Origin of the sequence: Moraxella nasovis, assembly GCF_022701215.1 — a bacterium.
In the GTDB taxonomy this organism is placed as follows: Bacteria; Pseudomonadota; Gammaproteobacteria; order Pseudomonadales; family Moraxellaceae; genus Moraxella; species Moraxella nasovis.
Genome location: NZ_CP089976.1, coordinates 1,379,322 through 1,398,710, shown reverse-complemented (window position 1 = coordinate 1,398,710; position 19,389 = coordinate 1,379,322). Strand labels below are relative to the sequence as shown.

General features: G+C 42.8%; 18 protein-coding genes. 10 read left to right on the top strand and 8 right to left on the bottom strand.

The features are described 5' to 3' along the window. Position 1: 1 nt before the first annotated feature. A complete protein-coding gene (iscX, locus tag LU293_RS06805) occupies positions 2-202 on the bottom strand; it encodes a Fe-S cluster assembly protein IscX (RefSeq protein WP_242746671.1) in 201 nt (66 codons plus the stop codon). Between the two features lie 291 nt (positions 203-493). Here iscX and LU293_RS06800 point away from each other — a divergent pair, with 291 nt between their 5' ends. From LU293_RS06800 to LU293_RS06755, 10 genes are all read left to right on the top strand, one after another. Next, complete coding sequence (locus tag LU293_RS06800) at positions 494-1,129, top strand: hypothetical protein (protein ID WP_242746669.1); 636 nt, start codon at positions 494-496, stop codon at positions 1,127-1,129. A gap of 163 nt (positions 1,130-1,292) precedes the next feature. Then, positions 1,293-1,865, top strand: coding sequence for a cellulose biosynthesis cyclic di-GMP-binding regulatory protein BcsB (locus tag LU293_RS06795; protein WP_242746666.1), 573 nt, complete (start codon positions 1,293-1,295; stop codon positions 1,863-1,865). 20 nt (positions 1,866-1,885) lie between these two features. Then, positions 1,886-4,477: a hypothetical protein gene (locus LU293_RS06790; protein ID WP_242746663.1), complete on the top strand. Its 2,592-nt coding sequence runs from the start codon at positions 1,886-1,888 to the stop codon at positions 4,475-4,477. A 42-nt stretch (positions 4,478-4,519) separates the two neighbouring features. Next, the gene (locus LU293_RS06785; protein WP_242746662.1) at positions 4,520-5,350 is read left to right on the top strand and encodes a hypothetical protein; all 831 of its coding nucleotides are present in this window, start codon (positions 4,520-4,522) and stop codon (positions 5,348-5,350) included. Between the two features lie 338 nt (positions 5,351-5,688). Then, positions 5,689-7,932, top strand: coding sequence for a catalase/peroxidase HPI (katG, locus tag LU293_RS06780; protein WP_256462102.1), 2,244 nt, complete (start codon positions 5,689-5,691; stop codon positions 7,930-7,932). Positions 7,933-8,242: 310 nt separating this feature from the next. Beyond that, a complete protein-coding gene (locus LU293_RS06775) occupies positions 8,243-9,781 on the top strand; it encodes a catalase (RefSeq protein ID WP_242746660.1) in 1,539 nt (512 codons plus the stop codon). A gap of 262 nt (positions 9,782-10,043) precedes the next feature. Beyond that, entirely contained in the window at positions 10,044-11,150 is a 1,107-nt protein-coding gene (locus LU293_RS06770; RefSeq protein ID WP_242746658.1) for a cytochrome-c peroxidase, read from the top strand. Between the two features lie 542 nt (positions 11,151-11,692). Next, on the top strand, positions 11,693-12,691 hold the full coding sequence (locus tag LU293_RS06765; RefSeq protein ID WP_242746656.1) for a class 1 fructose-bisphosphatase: 999 nt from the start codon (positions 11,693-11,695) through the stop codon (positions 12,689-12,691). Continuing rightward, a complete protein-coding gene (locus LU293_RS06760) occupies positions 12,636-13,277 on the top strand; it encodes a hypothetical protein (RefSeq protein WP_242746654.1) in 642 nt (213 codons plus the stop codon). The genes LU293_RS06765 and LU293_RS06760 overlap by 56 nt, the downstream gene beginning before the upstream one ends. Positions 13,278-13,288: 11 nt before the next feature. Then, the gene (locus tag LU293_RS06755; RefSeq protein WP_242746653.1) at positions 13,289-14,065 is read left to right on the top strand and encodes a TrmH family RNA methyltransferase; all 777 of its coding nucleotides are present in this window, start codon (positions 13,289-13,291) and stop codon (positions 14,063-14,065) included. Positions 14,066-14,264: 199 nt separating this feature from the next. Here the strand turns inward: LU293_RS06755 and LU293_RS06750 are convergent, their stop codons facing one another. From LU293_RS06750 to LU293_RS06720, 7 genes are all read right to left on the bottom strand, one after another. Beyond that, a complete protein-coding gene (locus tag LU293_RS06750; protein WP_242746650.1) occupies positions 14,265-15,194 on the bottom strand; it encodes an electron transfer flavoprotein subunit alpha/FixB family protein in 930 nt (309 codons plus the stop codon). A 145-nt stretch (positions 15,195-15,339) separates the two neighbouring features. Then, entirely contained in the window at positions 15,340-16,089 is a 750-nt protein-coding gene (locus LU293_RS06745) for an electron transfer flavoprotein subunit beta/FixA family protein (RefSeq protein WP_242746647.1), read from the bottom strand. Between the two features lie 233 nt (positions 16,090-16,322). Beyond that, positions 16,323-16,535: a cold-shock protein gene (locus LU293_RS06740; RefSeq protein ID WP_242746644.1), complete on the bottom strand. Its 213-nt coding sequence runs from the start codon at positions 16,533-16,535 to the stop codon at positions 16,323-16,325. 373 nt (positions 16,536-16,908) lie between these two features. Beyond that, positions 16,909-17,343, bottom strand: a complete 435-nt coding sequence (locus LU293_RS06735) for a hypothetical protein (protein WP_242746641.1) — start codon at positions 17,341-17,343, stop codon at positions 16,909-16,911. A 71-nt stretch (positions 17,344-17,414) separates the two neighbouring features. Beyond that, positions 17,415-18,437, bottom strand: coding sequence for a ketol-acid reductoisomerase (ilvC, locus tag LU293_RS06730; protein WP_242746638.1), 1,023 nt, complete (start codon positions 18,435-18,437; stop codon positions 17,415-17,417). Positions 18,438-18,507: 70 nt separating this feature from the next. Continuing rightward, positions 18,508-18,759: an EamA family transporter gene (locus tag LU293_RS06725; RefSeq protein ID WP_242746636.1), complete on the bottom strand. Its 252-nt coding sequence runs from the start codon at positions 18,757-18,759 to the stop codon at positions 18,508-18,510. An 8-nt stretch (positions 18,760-18,767) separates the two neighbouring features. Beyond that, entirely contained in the window at positions 18,768-19,376 is a 609-nt protein-coding gene (locus LU293_RS06720) for a DMT family transporter (RefSeq protein WP_242746633.1), read from the bottom strand. Positions 19,377-19,389 lie beyond the last annotated feature (13 nt).

The window sequence follows — 19,389 nt, the reverse complement described above, 5'->3', positions numbered from 1 at the left end:
ACTAATCCAACTCATCAAGCCACGCCATCTGAATGGCTTCTAATATCGCTTCGTTAGATTTGGTTGGGTCATCGTCAAACTCATCAAGTTCGGTGATAAACTTGTGCAAATCGGTAAAGCGAATATACTGCACATCTATCATTGGGTGCTTTTCGGACAAGGCGATGGCGATGTCGGTGGTGTCTTGCCAAGTAAGTTTCATAACATTATCCTTTGGATTGAATATTTTGGGTGGTGATTGGTGGCGTATTTTAGCATAACTCATTACAAAGTCATCATCTAAAAACAAAGTCAATATAAAAACAGGCGACCCAAACCCACAGCTTTATCAGGCAGTTTTGTAAGCTAGTGTATATATTGATGAGTTGTACAGTAGTTTGTATGGTTTTTTGTAATTTTAGGTAATATCACTTGAAATACGACTTTTCCCCTATATAATATACGAGTTACATTATAGACAACTTATTTCTTTTTTCTAACTCTTGGAGTTTATATGCAAAACATCATCAAAAAAATCGCTGTTGCTGCCTCATTGGCAGGTATTGCAAGCGTTGCGTCAGCTGCTACCCCTGACCTATCAAGCTATGACACCCCTGCACAAGCAACACCTGTAACAGGTAATACCCAGCTTTATGTTACCATTCCAGAAGTGTTGGTACTATATCACTGGGATTATGCAGTTATCAATTTAAATAACAATGTTAATCGTGCTATTGTTTCAGGCTCTGGTCAAAAAGACGAAGAAATCAATGCAGGCAGCACCGAAGTGACAGGCGATCTTGATCCTGTATCACCACTTGCCACAGCAGGTAACAAAATGAACGTTACCCTAAAAGATTCATGGGCAGTGCGTTCAATCACAACCAGTGGCAAAGTTGGCATGAAAGTTGAGAATGACAACAGCACACTAAAACACAGAAAAGACGAAGCAAATGGTGGCTCATTAACCACCAGCGAAGTTAAATTAGCCTCAAATGCCACTACATCTACTGCTGCAGAGATTGAACTTCCATCTAAGTGGGAGCCAACCAAAGGCGATATTAAATTTGTGCTAGATTTGTCAAATGCCAAAAAAGCAGGTGTCTATACATCAGCCGACACATTTAAGCTGACTTTATCATCAAAATAAGACGCAGGGCTTACTAAGCACCAACCATACCTAAAATAAGGATATCAGATATGCGTCTGGTATCCTTGTTTAACATAGTTTTATCTTAATTGGTAATTGATTTATCGCACAGCTTAATCAATCACTTTTGAGTTATTTTTTATCATATAAATGGGTAAAGCAGATGAACACAAAATGCACGTCAAATAGACTTTTACATAGCCTACCGCATAAATTATTATTAAGTATGCTACTGCTTGTGTCATCTATGCACAGCCATGCCGATGATTTTGTGCAGACGGTGGATAATGGCAGCCTTATCGTCTCTCATCAAGCTCAGCAGCATGATGAACTACCCCCTGCACAGCTTGGTATCTCACCGCCTAGAATCGTCTCGGATGCCACAACTCGTGCCGACCACGCCATCACATTTTATAATTATGATGACAATCCTAAGACGATGGAACTGACACTCATTGACACCGATGAGCATTTTAATCCTATTGACAGCACTGCCCAAACACTCAAAGCGTGGACGATATTTGCCCCCAAAGACTTTAGCGTACAAGGCTATGGTCATCAGACCATGCGATTATCCTTTCGCTTGCCATCTGACTTCCCAAAAAAGACACATTATGCACTTTTATCCATCAACCAACACATAGACAACCCCATCGTCTCACAGACAGGCGACATGACGACCGTCAAGCTAGGTTCACAGTATTTCATGCCCATCGTCATTAACGTGCATGAATAATAGGTAGATAGGTAGAGTGAATGTCTAATCCATCATACAGCAGTCTTGCCATCTTATGTATCGCCTTGGGCGTACAGGCGAATGTCGCTTTTGCAGATGTGGGCGGTACTTCTACTCGTGCCGATGGCAGTCAGTTGCAGTTGGCAGGGCTTAGTGTCAATGGTCAAGACAAAGGCAATATTGACATACTTAAGTATGATGACGCCTATTATCTAAGCACCCAATCGCTTAGTACACTAGGCATTACTAGCATAAGAACGCAAGCGGACGATTGGCAATTTGACAGCGTACTTGGTCAAAAGACCTTAGACAAAAGCCTTATCATCGCTCATCAAAACGACCACTACATCAGTCTTGATACCCTAAGACAGCTTGGCGTATTTGCACGCTATGTGCCAGCGGATTTAAAAATTGATGTGCTAATGTATGCCAAAAGCCCAAATGACACCGACACTAACACCACCCACCAAGACATCATCACCCACAAGCCTGCTGTATTTGGCATACAAGGTATGTCCTTTGATGGGGGTGTCTATGGCAATCGCAATAGTACAAGCGACCACCCAAACACACACATTAACACCAATAGCACCCTAAGTGCTTTTGGCTATGCCAAAAATGGCAACTGGGGCGTGCAAGTCAGTAAAGATGATAAACAAAAGGCAACCATCAATAACGCCTACTGGACAACTGCCAATGACAAATTCGCCCTTCGCTTGGGCAACACCCAAACTGCCTTTGATGAAATAACAGGCATTGCGGTGGCATATAGCAATGCCAACATCAAACGTCATCTTAGCGACATTATGGACGGCACAACCAAATCACTGCTAGAGACTGCCAACCAAGATTTCGTACACGTCAAAGGCGTGGGTATCGCAGGTGGCGTGGCAGAGCTTTTGGTAGATGGTCGCCCTATTGCCAAAGTGCAGACCTTGCTAGATGGTCGTTATGAATTTTTAAATTTAGACATGACGCAAATCAACCGCCAAAGTCTGATACAAGTTGCCATCTATGAACACCCATTTTCACCGATTGCCGTACGCACAGACACCATCTCACTAGCGAAACGCACAAGCCGAGTTGCAACCGATGAGCTACTGCTTGGGGCAGGCATAGGTCAGCTTGGCGTATTTGATGATTTGGATAAATTTGGTAAAAATAAAGACAGCAATATGGCTTATGGTCATTTTGCTTATGGTCTAAACAATCACATCGCCCTAACTGGCGGTGTTCGCTACGCCCCAAATGATAATAACAGCACAAGGTCTGATACGCTTTGGCGACTTGGCACGAACATCGCCCCCAACCAATACAGCAACATCGATGTCAGCTACCAAAGCAATGGCAATCATCAGCTAGATATGAGCTATTATCGTCAAAACTGGCATGCCAATTACCGCCTAAACCGCACACAAGGGCAGACACACCACTCATCAAACATCTATTACCAGCCCAAGCCAAATCTAAATGTCTCTATCCACCAAAGCGATAAGAAAGTAAGTCTATTTGCCAATGCCAAGCCAAACCCACGCTTTACGCATGGCACAGAGCTACGCAATGACGGCTATTGGCGGTATCATGCCAACTACACAGACGCAGGCGGTATCATCAAAAACAGCTACCGATATAGCATTGACCCAAACAGACAGATATTCTCCATATCAGAACATCTTAACGCCAAGACCGCCTTAGAACAAAGCATTGAGTATATCTATCGCCCCAAAAACCAAGAGCCACATCGCTTATCGCTTAGTGCGAGCGTCCGCCATCACTTTGCCAACAGGCAAGACTTGACACTAAAAGCAACATGGCAAAACAAACCAAATCGCCTTGGCATAGAAGGCTATTGGCAATACCACATCAAAGACGGTGTGGAGCTAAATGCAGGCTATCACCAAAACCGCCACAGCCAACGCACAGATTATGCCTATCACACAGCAGATTATCAAAAGACCACCCAAGACAACGGCTGGTTCATACGAGTGCGACTAGACGGCTACAAACTCCCTGCCAAACCCCCAAAATTTGGCAGATACACAGGTTCATCATCAGGGCAAGCCATCATCACCATCAACCACGATAATGACCTACATCAGTACATGCAGCCAGACCCTGACTTATTAGACGCTCGTTGGCTGCATCTAAATCAACGCCAAGGCTATTTTTATGTAGGTGATGATTTGCGTGTCGCCAATACACTCTCCGAAGGTAAACGCCAAAGCACCTACGCACTAGATTTGCCAGCTGGCGTACACCGCATTGGTCTTGATGGGCGTACATTACCCATTCAGTACAGCCTGCCTGCCAACGCTATCGTCCAAATCCAAGACAAAATACCCACTTATATCAACTGGAAACTTGCCAAAAGCTATGGTATTCGTGGCATAACTGGCAAAAATACCAGCATTCAAGTATGGCAAAACGGTAAACTTATCGCCCAAAGCACTGCCGATGATGATGGTTATTTCTTATTAGATGGTTTGGCAAATGGCGATTATGTCTTACGTGCCAAAGGCTATGATGATAAGCATATTTTTATTCACGATGATTATGTCTTGGGTGTGGTCATGCAGCCTACTAATACACCTAACACCATCACAGACAAGTAGATAAACCACCAAAATAATCAAAAAGCACATACAGGAAACATCATGCACGCACTCATCAAACTGTCTATCACTGCTGCCATCATGGGTGGTACGTCTGTGGCGTGGGCAGGCTGTCCTAGTATCAATCAAACAGCTAGAGAAATAGACCCTGTATTGCAGGTTATCTATACAGCCGACCCAGAGTATCAAAATATCTATTTTTGTAAAGCTGACAATGCCCCTCAAGCACTCATCAAACGATTTACCGAGACAAACATCGTCCCTATGCGTGCCATCTCATTAGGCGGTGCTTCTGCCACTGCCGACATCACAGCCAGCCAAATAGACGTCAGCCAAAGCAGCAATATCCCTGCCATCACAAACAGTGTGCAATACAACAGCAAAACTGATTTTAGACTACCACTTGGTGATGTCTATAATTTTTATAGTTATGGGCTATTTAAAGGCGACATCACAGGTAACGCTAGAAAAGCCCTTAGAGAAAATCTATGTCGCTCCCATCATACTAGAATACGAGATTACCTAAGAAATAATCCGCAAATGTTTATTGTGAATGATAATGCGTCTCTACAATCATCAAACGTGGGTAATGACATTGCCAAAGGCGAGATTATTGATGAACAAGGCAGAAAGGCAACCATTACCTTTTATCGCAGTAATAACACCGCAGGTCAATTTTATTCAAAATTTTTTACTAGCGATCTACCAAGCGACTATGAAAAATATATTGAAAGACAGGACCCTCAAACCAATGTTACAGATGGATATAGCACATTATATTGTATGGTGAGTGTCGGCATTAAAGCAGAATTTGATCTAAATACCGCCAAGGCAGGTGCTCATCGTATTGACATCGGCATACAGCCACAATGATATGCATTTGATGATTTTGGCAACTTGACTGTTTTAACAAAGGCAGGCTTATCATCATTCACCCACATTTATGCCCTGCCATCTGTGCGATGCGTGATAAGCTTGTCAAATTTTATCATTTATGTTCGATCACCTAATTATAATCAAATGCTATATAAACCAGCATGCATTTCACCATAAAATTTATCAATCAAAACATAAAAATTGATTTGCTTTTTTGATTTAAAAAATCAAATAAAAAATTAAAATTTATTAATTTTACTAAATTATAAAACAACCTTATCATACGCTCATGGCAAATCTTGCCATAATCATTTACCGACATCAAAGGAAATACCATGAGCAATTCACATTCACCTGAGCAATCAGGTATCGTACTAGATGAGTTAAACGACAGCCAAAAGCCCTTTGCTCCACAGCACAGCGGCGGTTGTCCATTTCACGGTAGTAATACCAAAGACGGCGAAACGCCAATGGCGTGGTGGCCAAAGGCACTTAACCTTGACATCTTGCACCAACATGACAAAAAAGTAAACCCACTGGGCGAAAACTTCAACTATGCCGAAGAAGTAAAAAAACTAGACGTTGAAGCCCTAAAACAAGACCTGCGTGATTTACTAAGCAACTCACAAGACTGGTGGCCTGCTGACCACGGTTATTATGGTGGCTTGATGGGTCGTTTGGCATGGCACTCGGCAGGTAGCTACCGTGCGGCGGACGGTCGTGGCGGTGCTAACACAGGCAATATCCGCTTTGCTCCCTTAAACAGCTGGCCTGATAACGCAAACCTTGACAAAGCTCGCCGTCTATTACAGCCCATCAAACAAAAATACGGCAACCGCCTATCATGGGCTGACTTAATCATCCTAGCAGGCACCATGGGCTATGAAGCTGCTGGTCTTAAAACTTTTGGCTTTGGCTTTGGACGTGAAGATATTTGGCACCCAGAAAAAGACACATATTGGGGTAGTGAAAAAGAATGGCTTGCCAAAACAGGTACAGAAGGTAACCGCTGGTCTGGCGACCGTGATTTGCAAAACCCTTTGGCAGCGGTAATGATGGGCTTGATTTACATCAACCCAGAAGGCGTGGACGGCAACCCTGACCCACTTGCTACCGCTCGTGATATGAAAATCACCTTTAAGCGCATGGGTGTTACCGTTGAAGAAACCGTTGCCCTTGTGGCAGGTGGACACACCATCGGTAAACAGCACGGTAATGGCGATGCCTCAAAAGTCGGTGCAGAACCAGAAGCAGCAGACATCATCGATCAAGGTCTGGGCTGGAAAACCGACAAAGCATCTGTTGCCAAAATCACCTCAGGTATTGAAGGGGCTTGGACAACCAACCCAAATCGTTGGGATAATGAGTTTTTCAAATTATTGTTCAAATATGAAGACAAATTTGTCAATGTCAAATCGCCTGCTGGTGCTCACCAATGGGAGCCTAGCGAGATGGACATCGAGGATATGCCTTCTGACCAAAACGACCCAAGCATCAAACGCAAAATCACCATGAACGATGGCGACATGGCACTCATCAAAGACCCAGAGTATCGTGCCATTTCTGAAAAATTCTTGAATGACCAAGCAGCATTTGACGACGCCTTTGCTCGTGCATGGTTTAAACTAACCCACCGTGATATGGGTCCAAAAGCTCGCTATCTAGGACCACTTGTTCCCCAAGAAGAGCTGATTTGGCAAGACCCAATCCCTGCGGTCGATTATACATTGACCGACAGCGAAATCACTGAATTAAAAGAGCAAATTTTAAACAGCGGTCTGTCTATCGGTGAGCTTGTGGCAACTGCTTGGGATTCGGCTCGTACTTTCCGTTATTCAGATTATCGTGGCGGTGCAAACGGTGCTAGACTTCGCCTTGCTCCACAAAAAGACTGGATTGGCAACGAACCAGAACGCCTAAATAAAGTCTTGGCAATCTACGAAGACATCAAGGCAAATCACGCCAAAGACATCAGTATCGCTGATTTAATCGTACTTGGCGGAACAGCAGCGGTAGAAAAAGCCATCAAAGATGCAGGGCTTAATATTACTGTACCATTTATTGCAGGTCGTGGCGATGCCACTGCTGAACAAACCGATGTTGAGAGCTTTGAGTACCTAAAACCAATTCACGATGGCTTCCGTAACTTCCAAGAAGCACATTATGTACCACAGCCAGAAGAGCTACTACTTGACCGTGCACAGCTTATGGGCTTGACCGCAGTAGAGATGACCGTACTGATTGGTGGCTTGCGTGTACTCGGTGCTAACCATGGCAACAGCAAGCATGGCGTATTTACTGACCGTGTGGGTGTGCTAAGTACCGATTTCTTCCGTAACTTGGTAGATATGAGCAACACTTGGGAGCCAACAGGTCGCAACAGCTACAACATCAATGACCGTAAGACTGGCGAAACTAAGTTTACCGCCACTCGTGTGGACTTGGTATTCGGCTCAAACTCTATTCTAAGAGCCTATGCTGAACTATACGCCCAAGACGACAGCCATGAAAAATTCGCCCAAGATTTCGTGAATGCGTGGGTAAAAGTGATGAACGCTGACCGTTTTGATGTGAAATAATCTTAGATATTTCATATGAAAATAATAAAAAACCACTTCAAGAAATTGGGGTGGTTTTTTATGAGTTATTTCTGATGATAAAAATATTTGCATCAAATACACGTCAAATACAATGGCAATCAGTCAATTTAATAAAAGAGAAACATACTCCCAAAATACACCATTTCCCAAATAAAAATCACTCCCAACCTTTACATTATCACAACATTTATCCAAACAAATTTATCGCCAAGCATGTTACCATTTTAGTCCAAAATAATAATTTAACAACCAAGAAAATCCAACCCAAAAACTTAATAATAGGTGATTTATGAACGACAATACCCCAAAATGCCCCTACTCAGGCACTCCCCTCACCATGAACAACGGAGCGCCCGTTGCCGATAACCAAAACAGCTTAACCGCAGGGCAGCGTGGTCCACTCCTTGCCCAAGATTTGTGGCTTAACGAAAAATTAGCCGACTTTGCTCGTGAAGTCATTCCAGAACGCCGTATGCACGCCAAAGGTTCTGGTGCCTTTGGTACTTTTACTGTTACCCACGACATCACCAAATACACCAAAGCCAAGATTTTTAGCGAAGTTGGCAAAAAAACCGAAATGTTCGCTCGTTTCACCACCGTAGCAGGTGAGCGTGGGGCGGCGGACGCTGAACGAGATATTCGTGGTTTTGCCTTAAAATTCTACACCGAAGAAGGCAACTGGGACATGGTCGGCAATAACACGCCTGTGTTCTTTTTAAGAGATCCACGCAAATTCCCTGACCTAAACAAAGCGGTCAAAAGAGACCCCAAAACCAATATGCGGTCAGCAACCAATAACTGGGATTTTTGGACACTACTGCCAGAGGCTTTTCATCAAGTAACCATCGTGATGAGCGACCGTGGCATTCCAAAATCATTTCGTCATATGCACGGTTTTAGCTCGCACACATACAGCTTCATTAATAGCGACAATGAGCGTTTTTGGGTAAAAATGCATTTTCGCACCCAACAAGGCATTGAGAATTTGACAGATAGCGAAGCTGAAGCGGTAATTGCCAAAGACCGTGAAAGCAACCAGCGTGATTTGTTTGAAGCGATTGAGCGTGGCGATTATCCAAAATGGAAAATGTATATCCAAGTCATGCCAGAAGAACAAGCGAACGAAGTGGATTTTCACCCCTTTGATTTGACAAAAGTTTGGTCAAAAAAACAATTTCCACTCATTGAAGTGGGCGAATTTGAATTAAATCGCAACCCAGAAAACTTCTTCTTAGACGTAGAACAAGCCGCTTTCGCCCCAAGCAACCTAGTGCCAGGTATTAGTGTTTCTCCTGACAAAATGCTCCAAGCTCGCTTATTTAACTATGCTGATGCACAGCGTTATCGCCTTGGCGTGAATCGCCATCAGATTCCTGTTAATGCCCCACGCTGCCCTGTATACTCCAACCACAGAGACGGACAAGGGCGTGTTGGCGACAACTATGGCGGTCGTCCGCATTATGAGCCAAACAGTTTTAGTCAATGGCAAGAGCAGCCACAATATGCCGAGCCGCCACTCAAAATCAATGGCGATGCCAAACACTGGGATTTTCGTGAAGATGACAGCGACTATTTTAGCCAGCCACGAGCGTTGTTCAACCTAATGGACGACACCCAAAAACAAGCCTTGTTTGACAACACCGCAGCAGCGATGGGCGATGCGTTAGACTTTATCAAATACCGCCATATCCGCAACTGCCATGCCTGCCACGAAGACTATGGACAAGGCGTTGCCAAAGCGTTGGGGCTTACGGTAGAAGATGCGATTAAGGCGTATGACACCGACCCTGCCAAGCATTTAAAGAGCTGTTTGCCACCAAAAATGTAATGCAAGCTCAATTTAAAAACCGTCCTATTAGGGCGGTTTTTGTGCTTTAGGCAAATATATTTTTAATATGGCAGTTTATCAAATCCACATAAATTTTAATGAATTCCTACTATAATGGTCAGTTATAAATAAATTTAATACGACTCATTAATTTTATTTAATAGCAAAACCTGACAAATCATTTTATATTAAAACCACACAAAAATTGTGTATTTAATTATAAAGCAGCAATATTTATGATTATTATCGTCAGGAGGCATCAATGAAAAATACTGGTCTATCTTTAGTTGGTATATCTGCCTTGCTAGCGGTTCTAGGGGTTGTCTTTTTAGGCATGCTTACCTTGACTGAGTTTGCTAGCACCCCCTCCCAAAACACCACTAGTAGTGACAACGCTCCCAACGTACCAGTTGAGTCCTTAGTCAGTACACGCCCTGATGAACCTATCAAACCCATCGCCCTTGCTCACGTGGACAATCCTGCAATGGTAGAGCTTGGCAAAAAGCTATGGTTTGATACCCGCCTATCTAAGTCGGGCGGTATGTCGTGCAACTCTTGTCATAACCTTGCGATGGGTGGTACAGACAACATGACCACCTCCATCGGTCATAAATGGGCAGAAGGACCGATTAATTCTCCCACCGTACTAAACAGCGGTCTTGCCATCGCTCAATTTTGGGACGGACGCGCAAAAACTCTACAAGAGCAAGCAGGTGGACCGATTGAAAACCCCTTAGAGATGGCATCCAGCCACGAATACGTCGTACAGGTACTAAACAGCATTCCTGCCTATAAACAAGAGTTTCAAAGAGCGTTTGACGATCATCAAGGCAGTATCACAATTGAACAAGTTACCCAAGCCTTAGCCAGCTTTGAAGATACACTAGTCACACCAAATTCTCGCTTTGATAAGTGGCTTGCTGGTGATGATAACGCCATCAATGAGCAAGAATTGCGCGGCTATCAGACCTTTAAACAGTCAGGCTGCGTGGCATGTCACAATGGCGAGTTGCTCGGGGGTGGCTCATTTCAAAAATTTGGCGTCTTTGAACAGTATACCACCAAAAATCTATCGCAAGGACGCTTTGCGGTTACTGGCAAGCCTGAAGATAAAATGCTCTTTAAAGTTCCTACACTCAGAAATATCGAGCTGACATATCCTTATTTTCATGACGGTCAAGTTAATTCATTAGAAGAAGCAGTGCGTATCATGGGTAAGATTCAGCTCAACAAAGAATTTACCAACGAAGAAACCGCAGACATCGTGGCATTTTTAAAAACCTTGACAGGAGATCAACCTAATATCCAACTACCCAACTTACCACCTTCCAATACCAGCACACCAAAACCCAACCCTTTTGGTGAATAGGCAAACAGCCAAAATAAAAAGCAAGGTTATCCTTGCTTTTTTTCATTCATTCAAAAAGCTCATCTATATAGCCTTGTGGTATCTCATCTAGCATATATCACCACTTAGGTTTTTATCTTTATCAATGAGTAATGCTCACACACTTTTTTAAAATCGCCTTGGATACGCAATTTACCGCCACTGTTACTTTTATCTTAAAAATATTTTTTTAACGTGATGGTTTTGCCTACTGTTTTTAGGTTGTGATAAAGCCACCATTTCAAATCTTTGGTAATTGCAAACCTTATAGCAATTATTCATACTATTTTTGACAAACTTGCATCGCCTTGATAGTCATTTAGCGTCTTGCCCACCGCAAGTAAGGTCTTTTACATTAAATCTAATATGATTAAGATAAAGCAATAAAGTCTTACATATCCTAACCAACATATCACGACACCATCAAAATCACCGTACGCTGCCGCAGCCGTTTACACAGACGCATTAAAAAAGTATAATAACGAAATGATACCACCCCACTTATCTTATGTTTAAGGCACATTATGACCACATTATCCGACTACTTAGCCACACACGCCGCACCCAATTTGGCAAGCACCATGAACACCCTTGCCACTGCCAGCATCTCCATTAGCCATCTACTGAGCAAAGGGGCATTGGCAGGCATTCATGGGGAAGCAGGCGGACAAAATATCCAAGGCGAAACCCAAAAAAAGCTAGACGTGATTGCCAATGACCTATTATTAAATACCCTAACTCACAACCCCCATTGTGCAGGGGTTGCCAGTGAAGAATTGGACGAGATTAGCCTTGCTCACGATGACGGCACGCTACTGGTTACTTTTGACCCACTAGACGGCTCTTCTAATATTGATATTAACATGACCGTTGGGACGATTTTTTCTATTTTGCCTTATCATAACAGCGGACAAACAGCGTGTGAACAAGACTTCCTACAAAAAGGCAGTCAGCAAGTGGCGGCAGGGTATTTTATCTATGGTACGTCTACCATGCTCGCTTTTACACTGGGGGCAGGCGTGGTGATGTTTAGCTTTGACCCCACCACCCAGACCTATGTGCTGATCAATGATGATGTCAAAATCAGCGATACGACTGCCGAATACGCCATCAATGCGTCCAATTACCGCTACTGGCTGACACCCATGAAACGCTATATTGATGAGCTTGTTGCAGGGGATATGGGCATACGTAACAAAGACTATAATATGCGTTGGGTGGCGGCAATGATAGCAGATGTGCATCGCATTTTGATGCGTGGTGGGGTATTTATGTATCCTTTTGATACCAAAATTGAAGGTAAAGCGGGCAAATTACGCCTAATGTATGAAGCCAATCCCATGAGCTTTATTATTGAGCAAGCAGGCGGTGCCAGCACAGACGCTGTGGGGCGAATCATGGACATCACACCCACCCATATCCATCAGCGTGTGCCTGTGGTCTTGGGGGCAAGGCAGGAAGTTGAATATGTCGCAGATTTGCATAAAGAGCATGGGATTTTGGCAGATGGCACAGCTGTTTAACCTAGCAATCCAAAGCCGTCAAATTGGCGGTTTTATTTATCTTAATTCTATGAATATTTGTCTGACCAATCCCCAATATCACATCGCTATCCATATTTGTCTTTTGCAATTAGATTTACTAGATGGCGATGAGATGATGGCGTTTGTCCATGATTTGATGAATTTGGGATTTTATGATGATTTAATGCTTGATATACTTGATGATGATTTGGTAAAAATAGAAATTCGTGAGTTACTATTAACAATTTGTAAAAATTTAAATTTTTATAAATTTGATGATGATGAATTGATATTGATTTATACCTTAGACATTTTATTATTGATTTTTACTCTACCAACCAATTTCATGCTTTTTGATGATTATTATATTTGGGATTATTTTGGAGTAGGCTTAGAAAATAATAAATGTCATCATGAACTCATTGAGCCAATTTATAATTTCTATTATGAAATAGAATATTGTCATGACAAACCGAAAAATCATCATGTTTATTCATTTGTCCAGTATTGCCAAGATTGGCTAAATCGCCATGAAACGCAAATTTGCCAAATTTTAACCCCATTTACCAAAATCCAAACCTTATAAATAAAATCCCTATGAACCCAATCACCTCCCCCACCAATCCCACCATCCGCCACGCCCACACCCTACTCACCAATCACCGCCACCGCAAAAAAAGCGGTCAGACAGTGATTGAAGGCGTGCATTTATTAGACGCATTATTAAAGCAAGGCTTGACACCCCATCAGGTCATCGTCAGCCAAAGTGCGTGTAATTACATAGAAGTCATTGATTTACTTAATAAAATTCCAACACACGCCATCATCACAATCACAGACAGCCTGTATAAACAAATCCGCACCCTAGGCGATGGCGTGGACATCATGGCAGTCATTGATACCCCTACACCCCCACTTGGGACAGTTACAGATGACTGCATGATACTAGACGGCTTACAAGATGCGGGCAATATCGGCACGCTACTTCGCACGGCATCGGCTGTTGGCATTACTACAATTATTACCACACCGCACACCGCCCATCTGTGGTCGCCCAAGTGTCTGCGTGCTGGCATGGGGGCGAATTTTGCCTTATCTATCCATGAGCAGGTCAGCACCGATGAGATTTTGGCTAAGGTCAAAACACCGCTATACGCCACAAGCTCGCACACCAACAAGGTCATCTATCATCATGATTTGCGTAAGCCGATTGCATGGGTACTAGGACATGAAGGACAAGGCGTGCGTGATGAATTTTTGAGCCTTGCCACCGCCATCGCCCTACCCCAACCAAACGGTCAAGAAAGCCTAAATGTGGGTGTGGCAGGGTCGGTGTGTTTATATGAAATGCTACGCCAAAGAAATTTTACTTAATTATCAAACCATAATTATCAAACCATAATTACACACCTTAATTATCAAACCTTAATTTCTAAAAAATCCATCTACACAAAATCAAGCCCCCAAAGCAACACCTGCCAGATCATCACCCACAAAAAACGCACCGTTTTTAAGTGCGTCTTTTATACTAAATTTAATAGCAACTCATAAAGCTTAGGTCATGGTTTTTAGGTCATAGCTTTTGGGTCAGCTCTGGCAGTGCGGTAAAAATATCCGCTTCCAAGAAATAATCTGCCACCTGTGCAATCGGTGCTTCTGGGTCGTTGTTAATCGCCACGATGACTTTTGAGTCTTTCATACCCGCCAAATGCTGAATCGCCCCTGAGATACCACAAGCGATGTATAGGTTTGGTGCGACAATCTTACCAGTTTGCCCCACTTGTAGGTCATTGGGGACAAATCCTGCATCGACTGCCGCACGGCTTGCTCCCACCGCAGCACCCAATTTGTCAGCAAGCGGTTCAATGTATTTGGTGAAATTCTCACCACTTGCCAACGCACGACCACCAGATACCACAATGTCCGCTGATGTCAATTCAGGACGGTCAGATTTGGCAAGCTCTTCTTTAACAAAAGATGATTTGCCTGTATCGCCACCCAATGACACACGCTCAATGCTGGCATTACCGCCTATGACTGCCATATCAAAGGCAGTGGCACGCACCGTCAGTATCACTTTATCTTCGGCAGTCTTGACGGTTGCAATGGCATTGCCTGCATAAATCGGACGCTCAAAGGTCGTAGCATCAATCACCGCTGTGATGTCTGATATCATGCTCACGTCCAATAACGCCGCCACACGTGGCAAAAAGTTCTTGCCAGTGGTTGTGGCAGGGGCGATGATGTGCGTATAATTATCCGCAAGATTAACAACCACAGGGGCAATATTCTCCGCAAGCTGATTGGCAAACGCTGTGTTATCCGCCAACAAAACCTTGCTCACAAAAGCGACCTGAGCGACACTATCTGCGACAGCTTGGGCATTCTCCCCTGCCACCAAAACGTGTACATCGCCATCAATTTGGCTTGCTGCGGTAATGGCAGACAACGTGGCAGGTTTTAGTTCAGTATTATCATGTTCGGCATACACCAGTACAGTCATTGTATTATCCTTTTATTTGGTTTATTTTTATGTGGTTTTGCTTGATGTGGCTCATTGGGCTGTCTCAACAGACGACTTCATATTCAAATCAATATTCATGTCATCAAATACGCCTAGTCTCAAACACCATTCGCCTAAGCAGGCATCAAATCACTTTTGCTTCATTGCGTAGTTTGTCAATCAGCTCATCAACGCTTGCCACTTTCACGCCAGCACCACGTTCGGCAGGTGCTTTGACTGTTAATGTAGTCAATTTAGAGCTCATGTCCACACCAAAGTCGGCAGGCGTTTTGATGTCTAATGGTTTTTTCTTGGCAGCCATGATGTTTGGTAATTTTGGAAAACGTGGCTCATTTAGGCGTAAATCGGTGGTAATCACCGCAGGCAAGGTCAGTTCAACCGTCTGCAACCCCCCATCAATCTCACGAGTAACTTGCACCTTTTCACCATCAACCACAACTTGCGATGCAAATGTGCCTTGTGATGCGTTCATGAGTGCTGAGAGCATTTGCCCTGTCTGATTATTATCATCGTCAATCGCCTGCTTGCCAAGCAAGATAAGTGGCACATCTTCTGACTCTGCCACGCCTTTTAGGATTTTGGCGACGTGTAGTGGGTATGGCTTTTCGTCTGTCTGAACCAAAATACCACGATCAGCACCAAGTGCCATCGCTGAACGCAGTTGTTCTTGGGCTTGGGTCGTGCCAACAGACACAGCAATAATCTCACTCACCACGCCTTTTTCTTTTAGGCGAACCGCTTCTTCAATGGCAATCTCACAAAATGGATTGATGCTCATCTTGGCATTGGCAAGCTCCATGCCAGATTCATCTGCCTTGACACGCACTTTGACGTTGTGATCAACAACACGTTTTACCGCAACTAATACTTTCATGATAGCTCCGTAATTTATTATGGGTACGCCTTTCTTTATATCATTTACACGCTGTTTTGTAAATAGTTTCAAATCATTCGCAAGCAGGATACTTATCCGCTTAAGATTTATTTTGCAAAATAAGTACCAATTGAGCAAACGATTAACGTGAACGGCAAGTCATTTTTTTTGGTATATTTTTTTTATCGGCATAAAAAACACCGCAAAAAGCGGTGTTTTTAAATCAAATAAACTTAGATTTTTTCGATTTCTTCGGCTTGTAGACCTTTAGGGCCTTCACCAAGAATGAAAGAAACCTTTTGACCTTCGGCAAGAGTTTTAAAACCTGAACCTGAGATAGCACTAAAATGAGCAAATACGTCTTGACCGCCGTTGTCTTGAGCGATAAAACCAAAGCCTTTTGCTTCGTTAAACCATTTTACAGTGCCTTGAACTTTGTTTGACATGAGATAATTCCTAAATGAGTTGAAAATTAAGACGACTAACGTCTATGAATGCCATTCATGTTGCTGAATGTATAAAACAAGATACAGACGTTGGGTTGCCCCATTTTTCACTCACCAAAAAGGCTTTCAAAAACGCCTTGACTATCACTGCCTTGTCATGGAAACGGTGCATTAGCACAAAACCATGATTTTAGTCTAAACTTACAGCGGTACATAAATACCATACGCCTAGTATAACAAAATTTATCCCGTTTGGGGATTATTTTTTCAAAAAAAATTAAAATAATCTTGCTAACAACTTTATTTTAGGACTTCAGGCACTATCACAAACACAATCTATACGATTAAAATGAGCATATCTAGCTCATCCTTATCATGGTATAAAATAGGTCGTACATAAGACAAAGATTGATAAAATGGCGAACGCAATGGCAAAAGATTTAGAAAACACAAGATATTTGGCAGGAACCACAAAATCAGCTGGATTATCTGGAACATCTGTCTTAGCCATAAGTTTAGCACCATAGAACCAGCCTAATACCGAGTACACCCCATACATCACAGGCACAGCCATCGCAAAGCTGTCAAATTCTAAGAACCACAAAGCAAGTCCAGATATCACAAGCCATGATGATGTAATCATACTCACCATCATAAATCCCACTTGCTCTGGTAGCTTGCCGTCATTACAACTTAGCATGGTCGCTTCTATCCAAATCATCACCGCAACGATCAAACTTGCCACAATATACGCTTTTTCCCAATAACCCAAGGAGATAGCCAACATACTTACATCAAAATTATTCATATCATTCTAGTAATTTATAAAAAACGATCGCCTAAGCGACCGTTTATTGTACAACAAATCAAGGCAAAAAATCAGTTCTTTTGTTTATCAATGATTTTGTTGCCACCAATCCAAGGCATCATGGCACGCAGTTTCGCCCCTGTTTTTTCAATCTCATGCTCAGCCGTTTGGCGGCGGCGAGCGGTCATTGATGGGTAGTTAAGCTGACCTTCACTGATGAACATCTTGGCATATTCGCCTGATTGAATGCGTTTTAGGGCATGACGCATAGCTTCACGAGACTGCTCATTGATGACTTCTACGCCTGTTACATATTCGCCAAATTCAGCGTTGTTCGAGATAGAATAATTCATGTCAGCGATACCGCCTTCATACATCAAATCCACGATGAGTTTTAGCTCATGCAAGCATTCAAAATACGCCATTTCTGGGGCATAACCTGCTTCCACTAAGGTCTCAAAGCCCATCTTGACAAGCTCCACCGCACCACCGCACAGCACGGCTTGCTCGCCAAATAGGTCGGTTTCGGTTTCGTCTTTAAAGCTTGTCTCAATGATACCAGAGCGACCACCACCCACACCTGACGCATAAGATAACGCCAGTTGCTTGGCATTGCCTGATGCGTCTTGATAAATGGCTATCAAATCAGGAATACCACCACCTTTGACAAATTCAGAACGCACGGTATGACCTGGGGCTTTTGGGGCAACCATAATCACATCAAGGTCGGCTCGTGGCTCAATTTGGTTATAATGAATGGCAAAGCCGTGAGCAAAGGCAAGCGTTGCCCCTTGTTTAATATTTGGCTCAATGGTGTCTTGGTATAATTGACGCTGAAATTCATCAGGGGTCAAAATCATCACCACATCCGCTCCTGCCACCGCTTTGGCAGTTTCGGCAACTTTTAGCCCAGCGTTCTCAGCCTTTTTCCAAGATGGTGAACCTTCACGCAAGCCTACGGTTACGTCCACACCGCTGTCTTGTAGGTTTAGGGCATGGGCATGACCTTGTGAGCCGTAGCCGATGATGGCAACTTTTTTGCCTTGAATGATGGACAAATCACAATCTTTGTCATAATAGATGTTTAAGCTCATACGAGTTTCCTTAAATTATGCCACCAATGAGATTGGGGCGGTTGGGTTGAGATATACTCAAAAATAAACTTTATGATTTAATTGAGGTCAAAAGCCCAACAAATATCAATAAAGCACCAATGTAACCATAAAATCCTAACAAATCACCAAAAAATATAAACGCAAATAAGGTGGCAAAAAGTGGGTCGCTTGTTTCTATAATTTGCACTTTACTTGCCTCACCCAATTCTACGGCTTTGGTTGTAAAATAAAACCCGCCAATAGTAGGCAATAACACCAAACAAAGTATAGCAACCCATGCAAAACTTGCTGGTATTTGCATACCATCTATTAACCATGGTACAAACAAAATAAACTACCAAATAAAAACAACCAAAAAAGTTGAGCGATACCACTGCCTACTTTTAAAATTTTTGACATAAAAATAAATAACGCATAACCTAACCCACCAAGCAGTGCAAAAACAACACCAAACAAACTACCCTTGACATCTTTTGCAAACAACAACATAAAAAAGACACCCGCAATAATACTACAAAATGCGATTATCTTATAAACTGTGATTTTTTCTTTTAAAAATATTACCGATAACAATAAAGTAATAATACCTGCTGCATAAGTTAGAAAGGACACCAAAGGGATACTAGCCTGATTGAATGCCCAAGTTTCAAAAAAGTATAAACAAAAAATCCCCAAAAAACTCAATAACGCAAATTTTTTCCAATGTTTTACAAGCCCTATTACATCTTTTGTGAGCTGATTATTGATGGTGCAAAAAATTGCCATCAATACAAAAGCCAAAAAACACTTCCAAAATGCTAATGTCGCAGGCGTGGTATTTAAATTAAACGCCCACCTTGTGAATACGCCACTTGTGCCATTTAATATGGCGGCGATGACAGCAAAAATCTCTGGTTTAAAAATTATTTTATTCATCATCATATTGCGATTA